Origin of the sequence: Rhizobium etli CFN 42, assembly GCF_000092045.1 — a bacterium.
GTDB classification, from domain to species: domain Bacteria; phylum Pseudomonadota; class Alphaproteobacteria; order Rhizobiales; family Rhizobiaceae; genus Rhizobium; species Rhizobium etli.
Window position 1 is genome coordinate 2,313,676 of the sequence record NC_007761.1, and the last position, 19,488, is coordinate 2,333,163.

Annotated in this window: 21 protein-coding genes and 1 tRNA gene; 17 read left to right on the forward strand and 5 right to left on the reverse strand. The window is 61.8% G+C overall.

Annotated elements, in window-relative coordinates:
• The first annotated feature begins 67 nt into the window (after window positions 1–67).
• From RHE_RS11295 to RHE_RS11310, 4 genes are all read left to right on the forward strand, one after another.
• Window positions 68–673 (forward strand): transglutaminase-like cysteine peptidase, encoded by a 606-nt coding sequence (locus tag RHE_RS11295; protein ID WP_011425471.1) that lies wholly within the window; start codon window positions 68–70, stop codon window positions 671–673.
• Between the two features lie 212 nt (window positions 674–885).
• Window positions 886–1,671, forward strand: a complete 786-nt coding sequence (locus RHE_RS11300; RefSeq protein ID WP_041678653.1) for a hypothetical protein — start codon at window positions 886–888, stop codon at window positions 1,669–1,671.
• A gap of 118 nt (window positions 1,672–1,789) precedes the next feature.
• Entirely contained in the window at window positions 1,790–3,367 is a 1,578-nt protein-coding gene (locus RHE_RS11305; RefSeq protein ID WP_011425473.1) for a D-alanyl-D-alanine carboxypeptidase, read from the forward strand.
• 112 nt (window positions 3,368–3,479) lie between these two features.
• Window positions 3,480–3,755 carry a hypothetical protein gene (locus tag RHE_RS11310; RefSeq protein ID WP_011425474.1) on the forward strand — a complete coding sequence of 92 codons (276 nt, stop codon included), beginning with the start codon at window positions 3,480–3,482 and terminating at the stop codon, window positions 3,753–3,755.
• Window positions 3,756–3,799: 44 nt separating this feature from the next.
• On the opposite strand, the gene RHE_RS11315 is transcribed toward RHE_RS11310, so the two are convergent.
• Window positions 3,800–4,237 carry a DUF1489 family protein gene (locus tag RHE_RS11315; protein WP_011425475.1) on the reverse strand — a complete coding sequence of 146 codons (438 nt, stop codon included), beginning with the start codon at window positions 4,235–4,237 and terminating at the stop codon, window positions 3,800–3,802.
• Between the two features lie 60 nt (window positions 4,238–4,297).
• Complete coding sequence (locus RHE_RS11320; protein WP_011425476.1) at window positions 4,298–5,701, reverse strand: L-serine ammonia-lyase; 1,404 nt, start codon at window positions 5,699–5,701, stop codon at window positions 4,298–4,300.
• 404 nt (window positions 5,702–6,105) lie between these two features.
• On the opposite strand from RHE_RS11320, the gene RHE_RS11330 reads away from it, so the two are divergent.
• Both RHE_RS11330 and RHE_RS11335 read left to right on the forward strand, forming a co-directional pair.
• Window positions 6,106–6,873, forward strand: a complete 768-nt coding sequence (locus tag RHE_RS11330; RefSeq protein ID WP_011425477.1) for a DUF599 domain-containing protein — start codon at window positions 6,106–6,108, stop codon at window positions 6,871–6,873.
• Complete coding sequence (locus RHE_RS11335; protein ID WP_011425478.1) at window positions 6,870–7,859, forward strand: heparan-alpha-glucosaminide N-acetyltransferase; 990 nt, start codon at window positions 6,870–6,872, stop codon at window positions 7,857–7,859. Before RHE_RS11330 ends, RHE_RS11335 begins: the two co-directional genes overlap by 4 nt.
• A 28-nt stretch (window positions 7,860–7,887) precedes the next feature.
• Here the strand turns inward: RHE_RS11335 and RHE_RS11340 are convergent, their stop codons facing one another.
• On the reverse strand, window positions 7,888–8,280 hold the full coding sequence (locus tag RHE_RS11340) for a MerR family transcriptional regulator (protein ID WP_011425479.1): 393 nt from the start codon (window positions 8,278–8,280) through the stop codon (window positions 7,888–7,890).
• 65 nt (window positions 8,281–8,345) lie between these two features.
• On the reverse strand, window positions 8,346–9,752 hold the full coding sequence (mgtE, locus tag RHE_RS11345) for a magnesium transporter (protein ID WP_011425480.1): 1,407 nt from the start codon (window positions 9,750–9,752) through the stop codon (window positions 8,346–8,348).
• Between the two features lie 240 nt (window positions 9,753–9,992).
• On the opposite strand from mgtE, the gene RHE_RS11350 reads away from it, so the two are divergent.
• From RHE_RS11350 to RHE_RS11360, 3 genes are all read left to right on the forward strand, one after another.
• Window positions 9,993–10,487 (forward strand): peptide deformylase, encoded by a 495-nt coding sequence (locus RHE_RS11350; protein WP_011425481.1) that lies wholly within the window; start codon window positions 9,993–9,995, stop codon window positions 10,485–10,487.
• A 70-nt stretch (window positions 10,488–10,557) separates the two neighbouring features.
• Window positions 10,558–11,070: a BON domain-containing protein gene (locus RHE_RS11355; RefSeq protein WP_011425482.1), complete on the forward strand. Its 513-nt coding sequence runs from the start codon at window positions 10,558–10,560 to the stop codon at window positions 11,068–11,070.
• 295 nt (window positions 11,071–11,365) lie between these two features.
• Window positions 11,366–11,734: a hypothetical protein gene (locus tag RHE_RS11360; protein WP_011425483.1), complete on the forward strand. Its 369-nt coding sequence runs from the start codon at window positions 11,366–11,368 to the stop codon at window positions 11,732–11,734.
• Window positions 11,735–11,914: 180 nt separating this feature from the next.
• On the opposite strand, the gene RHE_RS11365 is transcribed toward RHE_RS11360, so the two are convergent.
• Window positions 11,915–11,999: transfer RNA gene (locus RHE_RS11365), tRNA-Leu, on the reverse strand.
• 183 nt (window positions 12,000–12,182) lie between these two features.
• Here RHE_RS11365 and lipB point away from each other — a divergent pair.
• From lipB to sugE, 8 genes are all read left to right on the forward strand, one after another.
• Window positions 12,183–12,902 (forward strand): lipoyl(octanoyl) transferase LipB, encoded by a 720-nt coding sequence (lipB, locus tag RHE_RS11370; RefSeq protein ID WP_011425484.1) that lies wholly within the window; start codon window positions 12,183–12,185, stop codon window positions 12,900–12,902.
• 79 nt (window positions 12,903–12,981) lie between these two features.
• Window positions 12,982–13,902 carry a DMT family transporter gene (locus RHE_RS11375; RefSeq protein ID WP_011425485.1) on the forward strand — a complete coding sequence of 307 codons (921 nt, stop codon included), beginning with the start codon at window positions 12,982–12,984 and terminating at the stop codon, window positions 13,900–13,902.
• A 98-nt stretch (window positions 13,903–14,000) separates the two neighbouring features.
• The gene (locus RHE_RS11380) at window positions 14,001–14,705 is read left to right on the forward strand and encodes a hypothetical protein (RefSeq protein ID WP_011425486.1); all 705 of its coding nucleotides are present in this window, start codon (window positions 14,001–14,003) and stop codon (window positions 14,703–14,705) included.
• A gap of 108 nt (window positions 14,706–14,813) precedes the next feature.
• Window positions 14,814–16,823 (forward strand): acetyl-CoA carboxylase biotin carboxylase subunit, encoded by a 2,010-nt coding sequence (locus RHE_RS11385; RefSeq protein ID WP_011425487.1) that lies wholly within the window; start codon window positions 14,814–14,816, stop codon window positions 16,821–16,823.
• A gap of 75 nt (window positions 16,824–16,898) precedes the next feature.
• A complete protein-coding gene (locus tag RHE_RS11390) occupies window positions 16,899–18,026 on the forward strand; it encodes an S-(hydroxymethyl)glutathione dehydrogenase/class III alcohol dehydrogenase (RefSeq protein ID WP_011425488.1) in 1,128 nt (375 codons plus the stop codon).
• A complete protein-coding gene (locus RHE_RS11395; RefSeq protein WP_042118515.1) occupies window positions 18,026–18,499 on the forward strand; it encodes a GNAT family N-acetyltransferase in 474 nt (157 codons plus the stop codon). The genes RHE_RS11390 and RHE_RS11395 overlap by 1 nt, the downstream gene beginning before the upstream one ends.
• Before the next feature lie 10 nt (window positions 18,500–18,509).
• Window positions 18,510–18,977 (forward strand): YaiI/YqxD family protein, encoded by a 468-nt coding sequence (locus RHE_RS11400; RefSeq protein ID WP_011425490.1) that lies wholly within the window; start codon window positions 18,510–18,512, stop codon window positions 18,975–18,977.
• Window positions 18,978–19,141: 164 nt separating this feature from the next.
• Complete coding sequence (sugE, locus tag RHE_RS11405; RefSeq protein WP_011425491.1) at window positions 19,142–19,456, forward strand: quaternary ammonium compound efflux SMR transporter SugE; 315 nt, start codon at window positions 19,142–19,144, stop codon at window positions 19,454–19,456.
• Window positions 19,457–19,488: the final 32 nt, after the last annotated feature.

Sequence of the window (19,488 nt, forward strand, 5' to 3'; positions counted from 1 at the left end):
TATTACGTAATTTTGCGTGAGATAAAAACGTCCATGTCATTGTCGCCTCAACTTAGGGGAGACGGCAATGACAACTGCGAACATCCTGAAAGGCGGCCTTCTGGCCAGTGTGATCATGATGGCGATGACGGGCTCGGGACAGGCAACGCCCGCCAGCATGGCACTGGCGGGCAATGCCAGCCCGCCGATCGGACACTATGAATTTTGCAAGGCCAATCCGACGGAATGCGCGTATGCCGGCGGCGATGCAGGACCGGCTGTCCTCACGGAAGATCGCTGGAAGGAAATTCTCAAGGTCAACTACACGGTCAATTCGTCGATCCAGCCGGAGACGGATGAACAGATCTACGGCGTCGAAGAGCGCTGGGCCTATCCGACCAGCGTCGGCGACTGCGAGGATTATGCCCTGCTGAAGCGCAAGATGCTGATCGAGGACGGCTTCTCGCCATCCGACACACTGATCACGGTCGTTTTGCAGCCGAACGGCGAAGGCCATGCCGTGTTGACCGTCCGCACCGATCACGGCGACTTCATTCTCGACAACATGCGCAACAAGGTGCTGTTGTGGTCGGACACCGAATACACCTATCTGAAGCGCCAATCCGCAAGCGATCCGGCCCGCTGGTCGAAGCTTCAAGACGGCCGCGCTGTCGCGGTCGGCAGCGTCAAGTAAGCCAGCCCGCCGGCTAAGCCGGCACAGGTTTCGGCCCGGTCAGTCCCCGCATCCCGTCCCCGACCGGTGCCCAAGAGCCGTTCCCGCTGTCCCGGGAACGGCTCGCTCGTTTTTGGTCCATCCCGGCACAACTGCGACCCGAAATCTTAGCGAAGTATTAACCCTGCCGGTTCGATCATGGCGATGAGATTCATCATCGGCACCGGCGGCTCATGTTCTTCCTGCGGCGGACCGAAACGCGAAGAACCGCCATGAGCCAAACCGCGCAAAGCGCCCCCGACGAGCAGCCGCTTCTTTCAACGAGGTTTCTTCTGCGCACGACCGCGGTGATCGCCGTCCTAGCGGTCCTGACCGTCGCCATCAGCATCGGCGGCCGCTGGTTCGGCCGGCACATCTCCCTTGCCGGCAACAGCGACAGCCCAGCTGAAATCACCCTGACCATCGGCCGCGACATGGTGAAACTCCCCGAAAATACCATCCGCTTCCCGAGCCAGCGGCATGAAGGTGCGGCCGAGCGCGTCGATCTCTACCTCGCCTGGCCTGACATGCGGGGTTACGGCGAGGACAATCATCTTCGGTTCGACGATGTCGCCCAATCCTCCGGCCTGATCTTCCTGCAAATCGCCCAGAGCACCATGTCGCGCGACATGTCCGGTCGGCTGGAGCCGATCTATTCGCACCTGATCGAAGGACAAGCCGTGGCTTTTCGCGACGGATTGACGCTCCACCGTCTTCGCGCCGACGCCGGTTATGGCGAAGAAGTGCTGCTGACGGCAGCCATCAAGGGCGGAGCGGACTATGTCGTGCGCTGCATCTTGCCTTCAACCCCGGACAAGGCGACGAGCGGAGACTGCCAGCGAGATATCAAGGTCGGCAAGGATCTTAGCGTCCTTTACCGCTTCTCGAGCAGCCATCTCGACGATTGGGAACATATTGATGCCGCGATCCGCACCTTTGTGGAGGCGCGTCTTGTGAACCGTTCTGCGACAGGTGCCTAAAATGCCTCCAGACGGCGAGTGAAACGATTCATCATAAACGGATTGGTAACGCTGAATCGGTAATTTCAAAAGACGAGCTGTGCGGCGGGGGGTGTGCGGTTCCTGCCCAATATCTGAAATGCAAGCAAAGAGTGGAATAGTGTCAAGGTCAGTCTCCTCCGTATCATCATTCCGGTCCGTCAGCTTTTTTGCAAAGCTCCTGGCGATCCTATCGATGACCGTCACGGTCGTGCTGGTCGATTCGGTCAATGCCGAAGCGGAAGCGGCCAATTCGAAATATGCGGGCATCGTCGTCGACGCCAAGACCGGCAACGTTCTCTACAGCGAGAATGCCGATCGGCTGCAATATCCCGCGTCGCTGACCAAGATGATGACCCTCTACATGACCTTCGAGGCATTGGAGCAGGGTCGCATCCGCCTCGACACGCCGGTTCCCTTCTCCGCTCACGCGGCCGCCCAGGCGCCGACCAAGCTCGGCGTGCGTGCCGGCGGCACCATCACCGTCGAGCAGGGCATCCTCGGTCTCGTCACCCTGTCGGCCAATGACGCCGCGACCGCGCTTGGAGAGATGCTGGGCGGCAGCGAAGACCGCTTCGCCCAGATGATGACCGCCAAGGCGCATGCGCTCGGCATGACGCGCACCACCTATCGCAACGCCAACGGCCTGCCGAATACGGCGCAGATGACGACGGCGCGCGACCAGGCCCGCCTCGGGATCGCCCTTCGCCAGCATTTCCCGCAATATTACGGCTACTTTTCCACCCGCGCCTTCAAGTTCGGCACCCGCACGATCCGCAGCCACAACCGGCTGGTCGGTTCGGTGCGCGGCGTCGACGGCATCAAGACCGGATACACGCGCGCCGCCGGCTTCAATCTGGTGAGCTCGGTGCAGGTTGACGGCAAGTCGATCGTCAGCGTCGTGCTCGGCGGCGCTTCGGGGCCGGCTCGAGACGCACAGATGCGCAATCTGATCGCCACCTACCTGCCGAAAGCATCGAGCCGCGGCGGATCTTCGCAGCTGGTGGCTCAGACAGCCCCTGCCCCGGCGATGATCGAAACGCCGGCCCCCGTCCAGCCGCAGAAGGCCGCACAGGTCGCCCTTCAGCAGGTCGTTCCGCAGCAGCAGGTTGCACGCCAGCAGGTCGCAAAGACGATCACCGCGTCGCAGCCGCCGATTTCCGCCGCTGCCGCCGACCTCGGCCTGCCGCGTAAGGGGCCGCTGCCGGACGCCCGGTATCAGGTGGCCGAGACCGAAGTCGCCTATGCCGAAACCTCCGCGACGAAATCCGACAATCCACTGGTTGCCCAGGCCATGCCGGCGCCGACCAAGGTCAAGACCACGAGCTTCAAGCAGCAGGCTCCGGTCGCCGCACCGGCTGCGCAGGATAACGCCGCCGTCGACCACGTCACGACCGCTTCGACCAGTGCCACCCCGGCAGGTGCTGCGCCTGCGGGCTGGGTCGTCCAGGTGGGCGTCTCGCCGAGCCGGCAGATGGCCATGGACCTCCTGGAGACCGCCAAGAGCAAGGGCGGCAAGGCTCTGGCCTCGGCAAAGCCCTTCGCCGTCGCCTACGGCGCTGGCAACGACCAGGTCTACCGCGCCCGCTTTGGTGGCTTTGACGATCAGCGCGATGCGGTCAATGCCTGCAAGGCCTTGAAGAAAGCCGGCATCAAGTGCTGGGCCGCAGCACAATGAGTTATTTGGTGCTGCCTGCGACATGGCCGGCGGCATCCGTAACGGCCGGAATTGGTGTTTGCGTTTCCGGCCATCGGTTTGAACTCGATCAGTAATGCGTACGGGGAAAACTATGGCGATCAATGAGAATGTTCCGGGAATGCCAGGCGACCGCCGCAGCGGGGCCAAAGGGCGTTCATCCCTGCATCCCCTGCACGAAGCGGCTCTGAGACTAGCCGAAATCGGCCTGCAACGACCGAGAGCGAAGTCTGCCAAGACCCGGGATCTCATCAATCTGCTGCTTTGCCATGGCGCTCGCGCCTGGCGCTATTCGCAGCCGGAAGCGCGCATTCATCTGCATGTGACGTCGCCGGACGGCAGCGCGCCGGTGCAACTGCGTCTGCGCTGAAATTCGCATGCCGTCGTCCGGAACCGGTATTTCGGACGATGGAATTAGAGAAGACCAAGCTCTGTCAGTTCGCGGCGCAGCTCCGCGGGCATTTCGGCGATCCCGGCGCCCAAGCTCGTCAGATCGGGCGGCACGTCATCCTGCGTATAGTAGCGCCAGCCCTGGAAGGGCCGCTTCGGCTGCACCGCGGTTTCGATTACCTCCGGGCCGAGCATCAGACGGCAGCGTGAAATCCCTTCGTCGTCGGTGAACGTCTCGATGTCGAGCAGCCTCTGTCTCGCCTGCACCTGTCCCTTGATCACCCAATAGAGCGAGCCGCCGTCGAGAAGCTCCTCCATGCGTTTGGGCACCATGCGCGTCGTGTGAACAGAATGCGGTTCGAGTCCGGAGGCAATGGCGCGCAGCGAGCGCTCCGCCACCCATTCGCGCAGATCCTCGATCGAGTCGGCGCCGACACATAGTTTGATGAGATGCAATGCCATGCCGCCGTTGAAATCCTTTTGGCGGCGGGCGTCAAGTGTGAAGCCAAGGAGTTCGCACGCTCAGCATTCGACGACATTGACGGCCAGGCCGCCGGTCGAGGTTTCCTTGTATTTCTCGCTCATGTCATGGCCGGTCTGGCGCATCGTCTCAATGCAGGCGTCGAGCGGCACGAAATGCTGGCCGTCGCCCTTGACGGCAAGCGATGCTGCCGTGACGGCCTTGACGGCGCCAAGCGCGTTGCGCTCGATACAGGGAACCTGCACGAGGCCTGCGACAGGATCGCAGGTCATGCCGAGGTGATGTTCGAGCGCGATCTCGGCGGCGTTCTCGATCTGCTCCGGCGTGCCGCCCATCACAGCCGCAAGGCCCGCAGCCGCCATCGCCGCGGCCGAGCCGACCTCGCCCTGACAGCCAACCTCGGCGCCTGAGATCGAGGCGTTGTGCTTGATGATGCCGCCGATGGCCGCTGCCGTCAGCAGGTAATCGCGGATGCCGTTCTGGTCCCAGTCCTCGTGGAAATGCTCGTAGTAGCGGATCGTTGCCGGAATGACGCCGGCCGCGCCATTGGTCGGCGCGGTGACGACGCGCCCGCCGGCGGCATTCTCCTCGTTGACGGCCATCGCATAGACGCTGAGCCAGTCGTTGGCGAGCAGCGGATTGACGCGGTTGCTGCGCCACTCCTCCTGCAGCTTGTCGTGGATGCGGCGGGCGCGGCGTTTGACGTTGAGGCCGCCGGGCATGACACCCTCGACCTTGAGGCCGCGCTCGATGCAGGACCGCATTGCCTCCCAGATGCGGTCAAGACCCTGATCGAGCTCTTCGCGCGAGCGCTGGCTCTCCTCGTTCGCCCGCTTCATCTGCGCGATCGAAAGCCCCGAGCGCTCCGCCATGTCGAGCATCTGCCTGGCAGTCGCGAACGGATAGGGCACGCGCGTGCCCCCCGCGGCGTTCTTCTTCGCCCGCATCTGCTCCAACTCGGTGTCGGTGACGACGAAGCCGCCGCCGACCGAGTAATAGATGCGTTTCAGGAGCAGCCGGCCGTCACGGTCATAGGCGGAAAAGATCATGCCGTTGGCATGGCCGGGAAGCGGCTGCTTCTTGTCGAAGACCAGGTCGGTCTTCGGCTGGAATTGGTAGGCCGGATGGCCCGCCGGCGTGATGCGGCCGGTGCGCTCGACGGTATCGATGATCCCGTCCATCTTGTCGGGATCGACGCTGTCGGGTGCTTCGCCCATCAGCCCGAGAATGACGGCTCTGCCCGTTCCGTGGCCAATGCCGGTATGGGCGAGCGAACCATGCAGGCTGACCTTGATCGCGGCGACCTGCGCGCCCGATGACGGGCGTGGCCATTCATTCGACAGGATCAGATCGAGAAACCGGTTGGCAGCCGACATCGGACCCATCGTGTGCGAGCTCGACGGCCCGACACCGATCTTGAACACGTCGAATACCGAAAGAAACATGGATGCGCCTTTTGAATATGAGGTTGCAAGCTTAAGCAAGGTCAGTTTCGGACCCGTGCGGGCCACCGACATCGCCTGCAGCCGATGCGACATTCCGGGGACCATACACCCGGAGCACGACGCCGAAAAGCAGTAGCAGTTTTCGGACGACATATGCTCTAACTATTTAATTTGGAACAGGATTCAAATCTTGAGCCGAGCCGGCTCGAAATCATCCTGTTCCAGCGCATCGGCCGGGATATCGGAATCGCTTTTCGGAAGGGACGATGTATCGATGCAAAGCGTTGCGGCGTCCTTTCGGACGCGCCGGGCGCCAAAATCCGGCGGCGGCCCGGCCTTCCGGTCATTGCAGCATTTCGATGCATATGTAAGGTGGCCGCACTTCATGGGAGACTGAATCACTGATGACGACGGCGGACTACATTGCTCTGGCCTTCTTTGCCTGCGTCTGGATGGGCTATTCCTGGCTGCTGAAGGGCCGCACCTTCTTCGGCCGCACCAGTCTGACGCATGCGATGACCGAACGGCGCCGCGAATGGATCTACAATTCGCTGCGCCGCGATCTGAAGATGATCGACACGCAGATTATGGCCGGCCTGCAGAACGGCACGGCCTTTTTCGCCTCGACCTCGATCTTCGCAATCGGTAGCTGCTTCGCGTTGCTGGGCGCCACCGAGAAGGTCGATGCAGTCTTTGCCGACTTGCCCTTCGTCTTCCATGGCGGCCATGCCGCCTTCGAGATGAAGGTCGGCGGACTGGCAGCGCTTTTCGGTTATGCCTTCTTCAAGTTCGGCTGGTCCTATCGGCTGTTCAACTACTGCACCATTCTCTTCGGCTCTATCCCGATGCTGCGCGACGCCGAGAGTGATATCATCGCCGCCGAGCGGGCTGCCGAACGCGTCATCCGCATGAACGTCATTGCCGGCAGCAATTTTAACGAGGGCCTCAGGGCGATCTTCCTGTCGATCGGCTATCTCGGCTGGTTCATCAACCCTTATGTCTTCATGATGACGACGGCGATTGTCATCTTCGTGTTGGCGCGGCGGCAATTCTTCTCGCAGGCGCGGCTGGCGATCATGGATGCCGGCCCGCCGTCCAATCTCCACCTTTCTCCCGTTCGCCGCGACATTCCGTCGAGCGGCGGAAGTGATTTGCCCGAGGGACTTCGATGACAATGCCGGCACTGCAGGCCGATGCGGCAGCGAGGCCACCGCGCATCGGACTATTGGACACGGCCCGCGGCATCGCGCTGATCGCCATGGCGAGCTACCATTTCACCTGGGACATGGAGTTCATGGGATATCTCGCGCCGGGCACGGCCGAGACCGGCTGGCTGAAGATCTATGCCCGGGCGATCGCCACGACCTTTCTCTTCATCGTCGGCATCAGCCTGGCGCTCTCCAGCACCCCGACGATCCGCTGGTCGTCCTTCTGGAAACGTTTCGGCACGATTGCCGCAGCGGCCGCGGTCATTTCGATCGCTACCCGCGTCGCAATGCCGGACACGTGGATCTATTTCGGCATCCTGCATTGTATTGCGCTGCTCACGCTCATCGGCGTCGTATTTGTCCGATTGCCGCTCGCCTTCACGCTCCTCGTCACAATCGCGCTCCTCGCCGCCTGGATTCTCGATAATTTCGGCACACCGGGCCTGCTCCGCTCGTCTTTCTTCGATCCCAGATATTTCGCCTGGATCGGCCTTGCCGAAACACCGCAACGCTCCAACGATTACGTGCCGCTGTTTCCCTGGGCTACGCCGTTTTTCGTAGGGTTGAGCATCGCTTTGATCACCGTCAGAACCAGGCTGCCGCATCGGCTTGCGGCCATCGGAACAGGCTTCTGGTGGCCGGCCAGGCTTGGCCGCCATAGCCTTGCCTTCTACGTCATTCATCAGCCGGTGCTGATTGCCATCGCTTACGGACTTTCCCTTGTCGTCCCACCGCCGCAGTCGGATCCGGTCGAAACTTACCTTGGGGAATGCAACTCCGCTTGCGTCAAGCAGCAAGGCGAAGCGCTTTGCCGCAGCTTTTGTCAGTGCACGCTCGACAGATTGCAGGCGCAGTCGCTGCTGACACCGCTGCAGGCGGGCAAGATCGATCTGCAGAATGATGAGCGGGTCCAGACGATTGCCGGCGAATGCAGCGCCGAGGCGCAATAAACCACCGGCAACCGCCCTGCGGCAATTCTCAGGTGGTGACGCCGATTTCGGCAAGACGCCCCAGGCAGGCCTCTTCGATATTGTCGAGTTCCGTCAGCGTGTCGTCTATGTCCTTGCGCTTCTGGCGCAGGTCCTCACGCTTCTCGTCGACGCGCTTCATCAGCAGCTTCAGCTGGCCGAGCTCGCCAGGCGGCTCCTTATAGACCTGGATGATCTCGCGAATTTCCGCGATGGTGAAGCCGATCCGCCGTCCGCGCAGGATTTCTCCGATCAGCCGCCGGTCCGCAGGCCGAAACAGACGGGTGCGCCCCCGCCGCTCGGGGTGAATCAGCCCCTCATCTTCGTAGAAGCGGAGCGTGCGCGTCGAGACACCGAATTCGCGCGTGAGCTCCGTTATGCTATAATATTTGTTCACCGGCATGTGTTCCCCGTCGTCGAACCGGCAATAATATTGACTTTTACGTAATAGTCAATTTGGGCGAACCGTCAGATGCCGAACCACCAGGTGGCGATGCCGAGAAAGGCGAAAAAGCCAGTACAGTCGGTCACCGTCGTGACGAACACCGACGAGGCTATCGCCGGGTCGGCGCCCACCTTGTCGAGCAGCAGCGGCAGCAGGATGCCGGCAAGGGCGGCCGCCATCAGATTGATAATCATCGCCGCCGCGATCACCCCGCCGAGCTGATAGTCGTGAAACCAGATGCCGGCGATCGCGCCCATGATCGTCGCAAAGACGGCGCCGTTGAGAATGCCGACGCCGGCCTCCCTGCGGATGATGCGGCCGGCATTGTAGATGTCGAGATCGCGGGTGGCGAGCGCACGCACGGTCACCGTCATCGTCTGCGTACCGGCATTGCCGCCCATCGAAGCGACAATCGGCATCAGCACCGCAAGCGCGATCATTTTCTCGATCGAGGCGTCGAACAGGCCGATGACGCTCGCCGACAGCATCGCCGTGCCGAGATTGATCAAAAGCCAGAGGAAACGCGAGCGCGCCGTCGAGATCAAGTTGTCCGACAGTTCTTCGTCGCCGACGCCGCCGAGGCGCTTGATGTCCTCGTCTGCCTCTTCGTGGATGACGTCGACAACGTCGTCGATGGTCAGCACGCCGACCAGCCGGCCGTTCTCGTCGACGACGGCAGCCGAGAGAAGGTCGTATTGTTCGAAGAGCTGGGCGGCTTCCTCCTGGTCCATCTCGGCGGGAACCGGATGATTGGTCTCCCGCATGATCTGTTCGATCTTCGTCTGCCGCTTGGTGCGCAGGATCTGATCGAGATCGACCGCACCGAGCAGCTTGAAGGTCGGATCGATGACGAAAATCTGCGAGAAGGAATAGGGCAGATCCTCCTCGTCGCGCATGTAGTCGATCGTCTGGCCCACCGTCCAGAACGGCGGCACGGCGACGAATTCTGTCTGCATGCGGCGCCCGGCTGAGCTTTCGGGATAATCGAGCGCCCGGCGCAGCCGCACCCGTTCGGTAAACGGCAGCTGGGCGAGGATTTCTTCCCGGTCCTCCTTGTCGAGGTCTTCGAGAATGTAGACGGCATCGTCCGAATCGAGTTCGCCGATGGCGGCGGCGATCTGCTCGTTCGGCATCTGATCGACGATTTCGCGGCGAATTGCCTCGTCGACCTCGGTCAGCGCCGTCATGTCGAAATCTTCGCCGAGCAGGCGCACCAGCGCGAGGCGCTGATCCGGCTGGATCGATTCGAGCAGGTCGCCTATTTCGGATTCATGCAGGCGGGCGACATTGCCGCGCAGGAACAGCGTATCGCGATCGGCGATCGCCGCACCGACAAGCGCCAGGAAATCGCCGCGGACATTGCCGTCCTCGTCGTAAATATCCGCTTCCTCGTCATCGCGTCGGCGAATGCGGTCTTCCGTGTCGGTCATCTGCCCGCCCTCGCACCTGGTTCGAATTTCAACGACGACGCGCCGCATTCGCAAAATGTCGGCCGAAAATACATTGTCAACAAGCGGATAAGCGAATCCCGCGCGAACCTCCCGCGGCCGGAATTCTTGGCCCCTGCTAGCTCAAAGCATCCTTGTCGTAAAGCGCCAACCGTGCTTCGTGATGACAATGTCTGCGGCCGGCGATAGTTTCCGCCGTTCAAAGAGAGGGGAGCCCGCTTCATGCCCGTCCGTCCGATCCTGCGTTATCCGCATCCGGGCTTGAAAACCGTCTGCCAACCGGTGACGGCCTTCGATGCGTCGCTGGCCGCGCTTGCCGAAGACCTGCTGGCGACGATGCGCGCAGCCCCCGGCGTCGGCATCACCGCCGCCCACATCGGCGTCTTACTCCGTGTGACGGTGCTGGAGCTCGACAGGGCCGACGGTGTGCGCCTCTACGTCAATCCGCAGATTACCTGGAGGTCGCAGGAGACGATCAGCCATGCCGAAGGCAGCGTTTCCATGCCCGGTGCGACCGAAGAGGTCACACGCCCACGGGCGATCCGCTTTCGCTATCAGGATGCTGGCGGCATCGTGCATGAGAAGGCCGCCGAAGGTTTCCTCGCCATCTGCGTTCAGCACGAGGTCGACCAGCTCGACGGTATCTTCTGGCTGCAGCGGCTTTCGCGGCTGAAACGCGAACGCCTCGTCAAGAAATGGGAGAAAAACCAAGGCTGACAAATCGCCCGCCACGCCGAACCATTCGCCCCTGTCGGCGTTGTTCCGAGAGAAACTAGGAGCGACTAAAATGGCAAGGATCGGTGACAAGACCCCGATTTCACGCGAGGCCCCCGAGCTTTCCCGTGAAGAAGACTATCGCGACCTCGAAGAACGCAACCTCGACGACGGCTGGCCTTATGCCGATGGCGCTGCTGCCAGCGACCCGGCAAACCGCCCCTATGGCGAGACCGCGGCAAATTTTGACAGCGATTCCAATACCGGTTTCCGAGTCGATGGCACAGACCAAAACGGCAACGAGAATCGTCTGAAGGATTCGTTGCGCGCTGGTCTGATCGATCGCGATGAAAGCGACGAGCTCGAGGCGCGGGTGAACGACGCTCTCGAAAACATTCCCGAGGTCGATATCAACAGTATCGAGGTTCATGCGGATGGTCACGTCGTCACCCTCGAAGGCTCGGTCGAGACGATCGGCATTGCCCGCAAGGTCGAGCTCGGCGCGCTTTCGGTCGAGGGCGTCCACCACGTGCGCAACAAGCTGCAGCTGACTGGGGTTGACGCCCATATCCCGAACGAAGACTGATCATGGCGCCCGATGATTAGGGGGGCGGCGTCGCCTCCCGTCCAGGCACGGCCTCACATTACCAAAAGTTAACAATTTCCAATTGCAGCAGAAGCAGGCAGTCCGCCGGCTGTTTAGTTGGGCGGCTGCCGTAACGGGAACGTCACGTTCGTTGACAACACCGTGATTTCATTTGAACAAAAGGCAATGAAGCGGCCAGCTTCGTTCACAATGTTGCCTCAATTGACGCGCGAAATCTTATCCGCCGGGGATGGTTTATGTTGTTGAATGCAACAACAAATTGAGGAGAAGAACCATGCGCATCAAATTTGCCCTCGCCGCATCCCTGTTTGCCGTCAGCCTTGCCGGCGCGGCCTTCGCCCAGCCGACTTATTCCGATGATTATACCAACGACAGCGATGGCTTTGCGCCCTCGAAGATGGCGCCGCCTGCTGCCGTGCACTATAGCAACAACCACAAGGCTCCAGCCTATTCTAGCGACTACACCAATGACAGCGACGGCTTCGCCCCGACCGCCATGGCGGGGCCCGCTGTCGACAAGACGGCGACCGCGAGCATCAAGCCCCTGCCCCCGTGCCACAGCATGGTTGGACCCCGCGGCTCCCATACGAAAGGTGCCGACAGCGGCGCCTCGCGCACTGAGGCCTGCCGCGCAACGCATTGATCGGGTTAACACGCGATCGGAACGAAAGGGCCGCAGTCGGCCCTTTTTTCTCTTCAGGTATGCGGTAGTGGCCGCGAACGCCTGACTTCCGGCACAGCGGGACGCTTGCGTAATCTGGGAAAATGGAGACATAAAAAAACCTCGTGGAACCAAGCGCTCACGAGGGTTTTTTAAATAATCTGGTGCGGTCGAGAAGACTCGAACTTCCACGGGTTGCCCCACAGCGACCTCAACGCTGCGCGTCTACCAATTCCGCCACGACCGCATCGTGGTAGGTGCCGATTTGCGTCGGCGGGGCAGCATGTAGCAAAAGCATTTGGGGTGCACAAGGGCGATATGACAGTTTTTTTGAAAACCTTTCACAGCATTTGAATTGGCCGGAAAACGGGTCCATATAGGTTGCCTGCCGCCCCTATTTCGTCAGGCATTTCGGGACAGGCGGCAAGGAATGGCCATGCTTCGCACCGATCTCGAATTCTCCATGCTCCCGAAACTCGGCACCCGCCCGGTGCGCTGGCGCATCGCCGATGGGCTCGTCGCCTATGAGGCGGCGGTGGAGATGATGGAGCGCGAGGTGGCGGCGATCGGGGAAGGAGGCGACGAGCTTGTCTGGCTGGTCGAGCATCCGCCGCTCTATACCGCCGGCACCAGCGCCAATGCGAGCGACCTCGTCCAGCCGGATCGCTTTCCGGTTTTTGCGACGGGACGCGGCGGTGAATATACCTATCACGGACCTGGTCAGCGCGTCGCCTATGTCATGCTCGACCTGAAGCGCAGGCGCCAGGACGTGCGCGCCTTCGTCGCCGCCCTCGAGGAGGTCGTCATCCGCACGCTCGACATGATGAACGTGCGCGGCGAGCGGCGCGAGGATCGTGTCGGCGTCTGGGTCCGCCGCCCGGAAAAGCCGTTGCTGCCAGACGGCACGATGGCTGAAGACAAGATCGCCGCCCTCGGCATCCGGCTGCGCAAATGGGTGACCTTTCACGGCTTGTCGCTCAACGTCGATCCCGATCTCGATCATTTCAGCGGCATCGTGCCGTGCGGGATATCGACCTATGGCGTCACCAGCCTCGTCGACCTCGGCCTTCCCGTCATGATGGCGGACGTCGACATCCGGCTGCGCGCCGCTTTCGAGACGGTTTTTGGTGAAACGACGAATGACGCCTGACCGCTTCCCGGGTTTAGCGGCTTGATTTGCCCGGTTTCACATGATTGATGGGCGCCGTTCCCCTCGAGAATCGGCAGCCATGTCAGAGCCCCATCAAAACTCCCTGCAGGGCATGGCCATCATGTCCGGCGCCATGTTCATCCTGCCGACCATGGATGCCATCGCCAAATATATGGCGACCTTCGAATCGATGTCGCCCGGTCAGATCACCTTCTATCGCTTTTTCTTCCAGATCGCCTGCACGCTGCCGATTCTCTTCGCCCTTTTTGGGCTCAAGGCGTTTTCGGCAAGACGACCGTGGATGAATCTGCTGCGTGGCATGTTGCACGGGGCTGCGAGCCTGCTTTTCTTCGTCGCCGTCAAATACATGCCGCTGGCCGACGTCTTTGCCATCTATTTCGTCGAGCCCTTCATGCTCACCGGCCTGTCGGCCCTGTTTCTCGGAGAGAAGGTCGGCTGGCGGCGCTGGATGGCGATCGTCGTCGGTTTCGGCGGCGCGATGATCGTCATTCAGCCGAGTTACGAGATTTTCGGCTTGAAGGCGCTGCTGCCGGTGGCCTGCGCCTTTCTCTTCTCGCTCTATCTTTTCCTCAATCGCGCCATCGGCGAGGCCGACTCGCCGCTCACCATGCAGACCATGGCCGGCATCGGCGGAACGATCTTCATGGCAGCCGCCCTTCTCGTCGGCAGCGGTGCGGGCAATGCCGATTTCACCATTTCGCTGCCCTCCTCCGGCCTCGGTCTTGCGCTGCTTCTCGCCCTCGGTTCGATCTCAGGATATGCGCATATGCTGGTGGTGCGAGCTTTCCGGCTTGCACCGCTGTCGCTGCTTGCGCCGTTCCAATATTTCGAGATCATCTCGGCCACCGTGCTCGGCTATGCGCTGTTCAACGACTTTCCGAGCTTTTCCAAATGGATCGGCATTTGCATCATCGTTGCATCAGGCCTCTTCATCATCTGGCGCGAACGGCTGCAGGCGCGATCGCTAAAATCGTCCTGATATCCGCAACATCGGGTTAACTCCCCTTCTTGAGGGATCGTCAATTCGCGACCGCTAAAAACTGTTTCCGGCTTCATGACGAAGCCTGGAGTTAAAACATGAGCGAATTCCGTCTCGCTTTTCCGGCCTGTGTCGTGGCCGGCAAGCATCGGCTGACGGCCGAAGATATCGTGCTGCTGCGTAAACATGCATTCCCCGAGGGGATCCGGACATCCCAGGATGTCGTTGCAATGTTGGCGCTCAACAATTCCTGTCCCGAAAAATGTGCCGAGTGGAACGCCTTCTTCGTGGAGCAGATCGCCGGCTTCGTTGTCCATTACACCTATCCGCAGGGCTCGCTTGATGAAATCAACGTTGCCTGGATCATGCGCATGTTCACGACTGACGGCGTCGTCAACTCGGCGCTGGAGCTCGAGCTCATTCTCCACGTCATGGAGATTTCGACCGATGTCCCGGGCGAATTGAGAGCGCTTGCCCTCGACCAGCTTCGCCTGGCGATCACCGACGGCATCGGCGGCTACAAGCTATCGCGCGCCATCGACCGCAAGAACATCACACGCCAGGACGTCGATTTTGCGATGCGCATCTTCAGAAGCATCGCCGCAGGCGGCGTCATCGCTGTGTCGCCGGCCGAATATGGCGTCCTCCAGCAGATCGAGCAGGCAACGCTGCCAGGCGCCAACCATCCTCACTGGGCTGGGATCATGGCCGCCGTCACGCTGCGCGATCGACCGGAACCGCGGCGCAGCCGCTGGCTGCGCATCGTCGACGAGGAATCCGTCGCGGAAGCCGCCGTCGCCTGACATTTCGCGACGTCATCCCACGTCTCCTGCGTGCCGGCTCCAAGCCCGATTGTGCGTTCCTTTGTTTTATGCGTAAAACTCCGGAACGCATTTCTGGGTGGAGTCTCGATGTTCAAGAAAATCCTGATCGCGAACCGCGGCGAGATCGCCTGCCGCGTGATCAAGACGGCGCGCCGCATGGGCATTTCGACCGTTGCGGTCTATTCGGATGCGGATCGGGATGCGCTGCATGTCGAAATGGCCGACGAGGCCGTCCATATCGGCCCCGCCGCAGCGTCGGAAAGCTATCTGGTCGCCGATAAGATAATCGCCGCCTGCAAGGCGACCGGCGCCGAGGCCGTGCATCCCGGTTACGGATTTCTCTCCGAGCGCGCCTCTTTCTGCGCCGAGCTGGAAAAGCAGGGCATCGTCTTCATCGGCCCGAAGCCGAAGGCCATCATGGCGATGGGCGACAAGATCGAATCGAAGAAGTTCGCCAATGCGGCTGGCGTCTTCACCGTGCCCGGCCATCTCGGCGTCATCGAGGACGCCGCGCATGCGGAAACGATCGCTGGCGGGATTGGCTATCCGGTCATGATCAAGGCGTCTGCCGGCGGCGGCGGCAAGGGCATGCGCATTGCCTGGAACGAGGCCGAGGTGCGTGACGGCTTCGAGCGCGCCCGCTCCGAGGCGAAGAGCTCCTTCGGCGACGACCGCGTCTTCATCGAGAAATTCGTCGTTGAGCCGCGCCATATCGAGATCCAGGTGCTGGCCGATGCGCATGGCAACGTCGTCTATCTCGGCGAGCGAGAATGCTCGATCCAGCGGCGGAACCAGAAGGTCGCGGAAGAGGCACCCTCACCTTTCCTCGACGAAAAGACCCGCAAGGCCATGGGCGAACAATCGGTGGCGCTGGCGAAGGCCGTCGACTACCAGAGCGCCGGCACGGTCGAATTCATCGTCGACCGCGACCGCAACTTCTATTTCCTCGAAATGAACACCCGCCTTCAGGTCGAGCATCCCGTGACCGAACTCGTCACCGGCATCGATCTCGTCGAGCAGATGATCCGCATCGCCGCGGGAGAGCCGCTTGGCTTCGGCCAGGAGGCTGTCAGGCTCGATGGGTGGGCGATCGAAAGCCGGCTCTATGCCGAAGATCCATACCGCAACTTCCTGCCTTCGATCGGCCGCCTGACGCGCTACCGCCCGCCGGCGGAAGGCAGGAGCGGCAACATTGTCGTGCGCAACGATACTGGCGTCTTCGAGGGCGCCGAGATCTCGATGTATTACGACCCGATGATCGCCAAGCTCTGCACCTGGGCGCCGACGCGCAGCGAGGCGATCGAGGCCATGGGCCGGGCGCTGGATGGCTTCGTCGTCGATGGCATCGAGCACAATGTTCCCTTCCTGTCGGCGCTGATGAAACACCCGCGCTGGCGCGAGGGCCGGCTTTCCACCGGTTTCATTGCCGAGGAATATCCTGACGGTTTCGCGCCGATGACGCCGGACCGGCAGGAGGAAGCCACGCTTGCCGCAATCGCGCTGTCTGCCTCGCTCATCGAAGCGAACCGCCGCGAACGTTTCGCCGATCGCCTGCGCGCCGCATCGGCCACGCTGCGGGAGCATTGGGTGGTAAAAACAGGAGGCAGCTACGTCGCTGTCAGATTGCTCGATAGCCTCGTCACCATTCCTTTCGATATGGAGATGGAGATCGAGGGCGAAAGCCGGAGCATTGTCACCGATTGGAGACCGGGTGATCCGGTCTGGAGCGGCAGGGTCGGCGACCAGGATATTGCCGCGCAGATTCGTCCCGTCCTCAACGGCCTGCGCATCGACTGGCAGGGACTGTCGGTGATCGCCAAGGTCTTTTCGCCGCGCCATGCGGAACTCGACAGGCTGATGCCGGTGAAGCTGCCGCCGGATACTTCTAGGCTCCTGCTCTGCCCGATGCCCGGCCTCGTCGTGTCCATCGCGGTCGCCGAGGGCCAGGAGGTCAAGGCCGGTGAGACGCTTGCCATCGTCGAGGCGATGAAGATGGAAAACGTCTTGCGCGCCGAGCGCGATCTCGTCGTCTCGAAGATCAATGCCGCGGCCGGCGAAAGTCTGGCCGTCGATGCGGTGATCATGGAATTCGCTTGAGCCGGCCTCGCCGGCCATGCCAAGCTTGCCCGGATATAGGCAATCAAGAACAGAGAAAATCAGGGAGATCGAAAGATGGACGTACGCGCCGCCGTGGCCACGCAGGCCGGAAAACCGCTCGAAGTGATGACCGTGCAGCTCGACGGCCCGAAGGCCGGCGAAGTGCTGGTGGAGGTCAAGGCGACCGGCATCTGCCACACCGATGATTTCACCCTCTCGGGCGCCGATCCGGAAGGCCTGTTCCCGGCCATCCTCGGCCATGAGGGCGCCGGCATCGTCGTCGACGTCGGCCCGGGTGTGACCTCGGTCAAGAAGGGCGACCATGTCATTCCGCTTTACACGCCGGAATGCCGCGAGTGTTATTCCTGCACGTCCCGCAAGACCAATCTCTGCACCGCCATCCGCGCCACCCAGGGCCAGGGCGTGATGCCGGACGGCACCTCGCGCTTTTCGATCGGCAAGGACAAGATCCATCACTATATGGGCTGCTCGACCTTTGCCAATTACACGGTGCTGCCGGAGATCGCGCTCGCCAAGATCAATCCCGACGCCCCCTTCGACAAGGTCTGCTACATCGGCTGCGGCGTCACCACAGGCATCGGCGCCGTCATCAACACCGCCAAGGTGGAGGTCGGATCGACGGCGATCGTCTTCGGCCTCGGCGGCATCGGCCTCAACGTGCTGCAGGGTCTGCGGCTTGCCGGCGCCGACATGATCATCGGCGTCGATATCAACCCGGATCGCAAGGCCTGGGGCGAGAAGTTCGGCATGACGCATTTCGTCAATCCGAAGGAGGTCGGCGACGACATCGTTCCCTATCTGGTCAACATGACCAAGCGGGGCGGCGACCTGATCGGCGGCGCCGACTACACCTTCGACTGCACCGGCAATACCAAGGTGATGCGCCAGGCGCTGGAAGCCTCCCATCGCGGCTGGGGCAAATCGGTCATCATCGGGGTTGCCGGCGCCGGCCAGGAAATCTCGACGCGGCCGTTCCAGCTGGTGACCGGCCGCAACTGGATGGGCACCGCCTTCGGCGGCGCGCGCGGCCGCACCGACGTGCCGAAGATCGTCGACTGGTACATGCAGGGCAAGATCCAGATCGATCCGATGATCACCCACACCATGCCGCTCGAAGACATCAACACGGGCTTCGAGCTGATGCACAAGGGCGAAAGCATCCGCGGCGTGGTGGTGTACTGATGGCGGCAGCCAACTACCGAGCCGATCTCAGGCATTTCGATGAGCTCCCAGCGCGGGAGCTCTACGACCTCCTTCGAATGCGGGTCGATGTCTTCGTCGTCGAGCAGAACTGTCCCTATCCGGAGCTCGACGGCAAGGACATCGATGCCCTGCATCTGCGACTGCTGGAGGGCGGTGACCTCCTGGCGGCGGCGCGGATCCTGAAACCACATGAGCCGCAGGACCCGTCAAAGATCGGCCGTGTCGTCGTCTCGCCTGCCCATCGCGGCAAACGTCTGGGCGATGCATTGATGCGCGAATCAATCACCGCCTGTGAACGGCTTTATCCGGCAAATCCGATCGCCTTGTCGGCGCAGGCTCATCTGCGCCGCTTCTACGAATCCTTCGGCTTTGTCGGGACGTCGCAGGAATATCTGGAAGATGGCATTCCGCATATCGATATGATCAGACAGCCGGCCATTCAGCCGGCATGAGGACACCGCCATGATCTATGTCGACGCTGATGCCTGTCCGGTGAAGCCGGAAGTCCTAAAGGTTGCCGAACGCCACGGCCTCGAAGTCACCTTCGTCGCCAATTCCGGCCTGCGCCCGTCCCGTGATCCGATGGTCCGCAACGTCATCGTTTCCAACGCCTTCGATGCCGCCGACAACTGGATCGCCGAGCGTGCCGGCGCGGGCGACGTCGTCGTCACTGCTGACGTGCCGCTCGCCGTGCGCTGCGTCGCGACCGGCGCTTTCGTCAGCGGTCCAACCGGACGTGTCTTCGACGAGACCAATATCGGCATGGCGAGCGCCATGCGCGATCTCGGTGCGCATTTGCGCGAAACCGGCGAAAGCAAGGGCTACAATGCCTCCTTCAGCCCGAAGGACCGCTCGCGTTTTCTCGAAACCTTCGATCGCCTCTGCCGCCGCGCCAAGAGCCTTGCCGGTGAGACCGGCGGCCGGCCATAACTTCTTCCGGAGGCGGCAGGAAACGGGTGGCATGGCAGTAGTGCCGATTCCTACCTTGAAGACAGCCGTTCCCTCACTGATATAGGCACTATCGCAGACGACTGCGGCGTCCGGAGGATGCAACTGTCGCGGGGACGGCCTCGCTCTTGAACAAGGAGAGGCGTATGGCCTGGTTTCTGCTTTTTCTCGCTGGTCTTTTCGAATGTGGCTGGGCAATCGGCCTTAAATACACTGAGGGTTTCACGCGGCCGCTGCCGACGGCGCTGCCCCTCATTTCCATGGTCGTGAGCGTCGTCCTGCTCGGCCTGGCCGTGAAACACCTGCCGATCGGCACCGCCTATGCGGTCTGGACCGGCATCGGCACGGTCGGCACCGTGCTCCTCGGCATTTGGCTGCTCGGTGATGCGGCAAACGTCTCCCGTCTTGCCTGCATCACACTAATCGTCGCGGGCATCGCCGGCCTCAAGCTCACGGCCTGATCCCGAAAATGCTGCGAGGCGCCGAAGCGCCC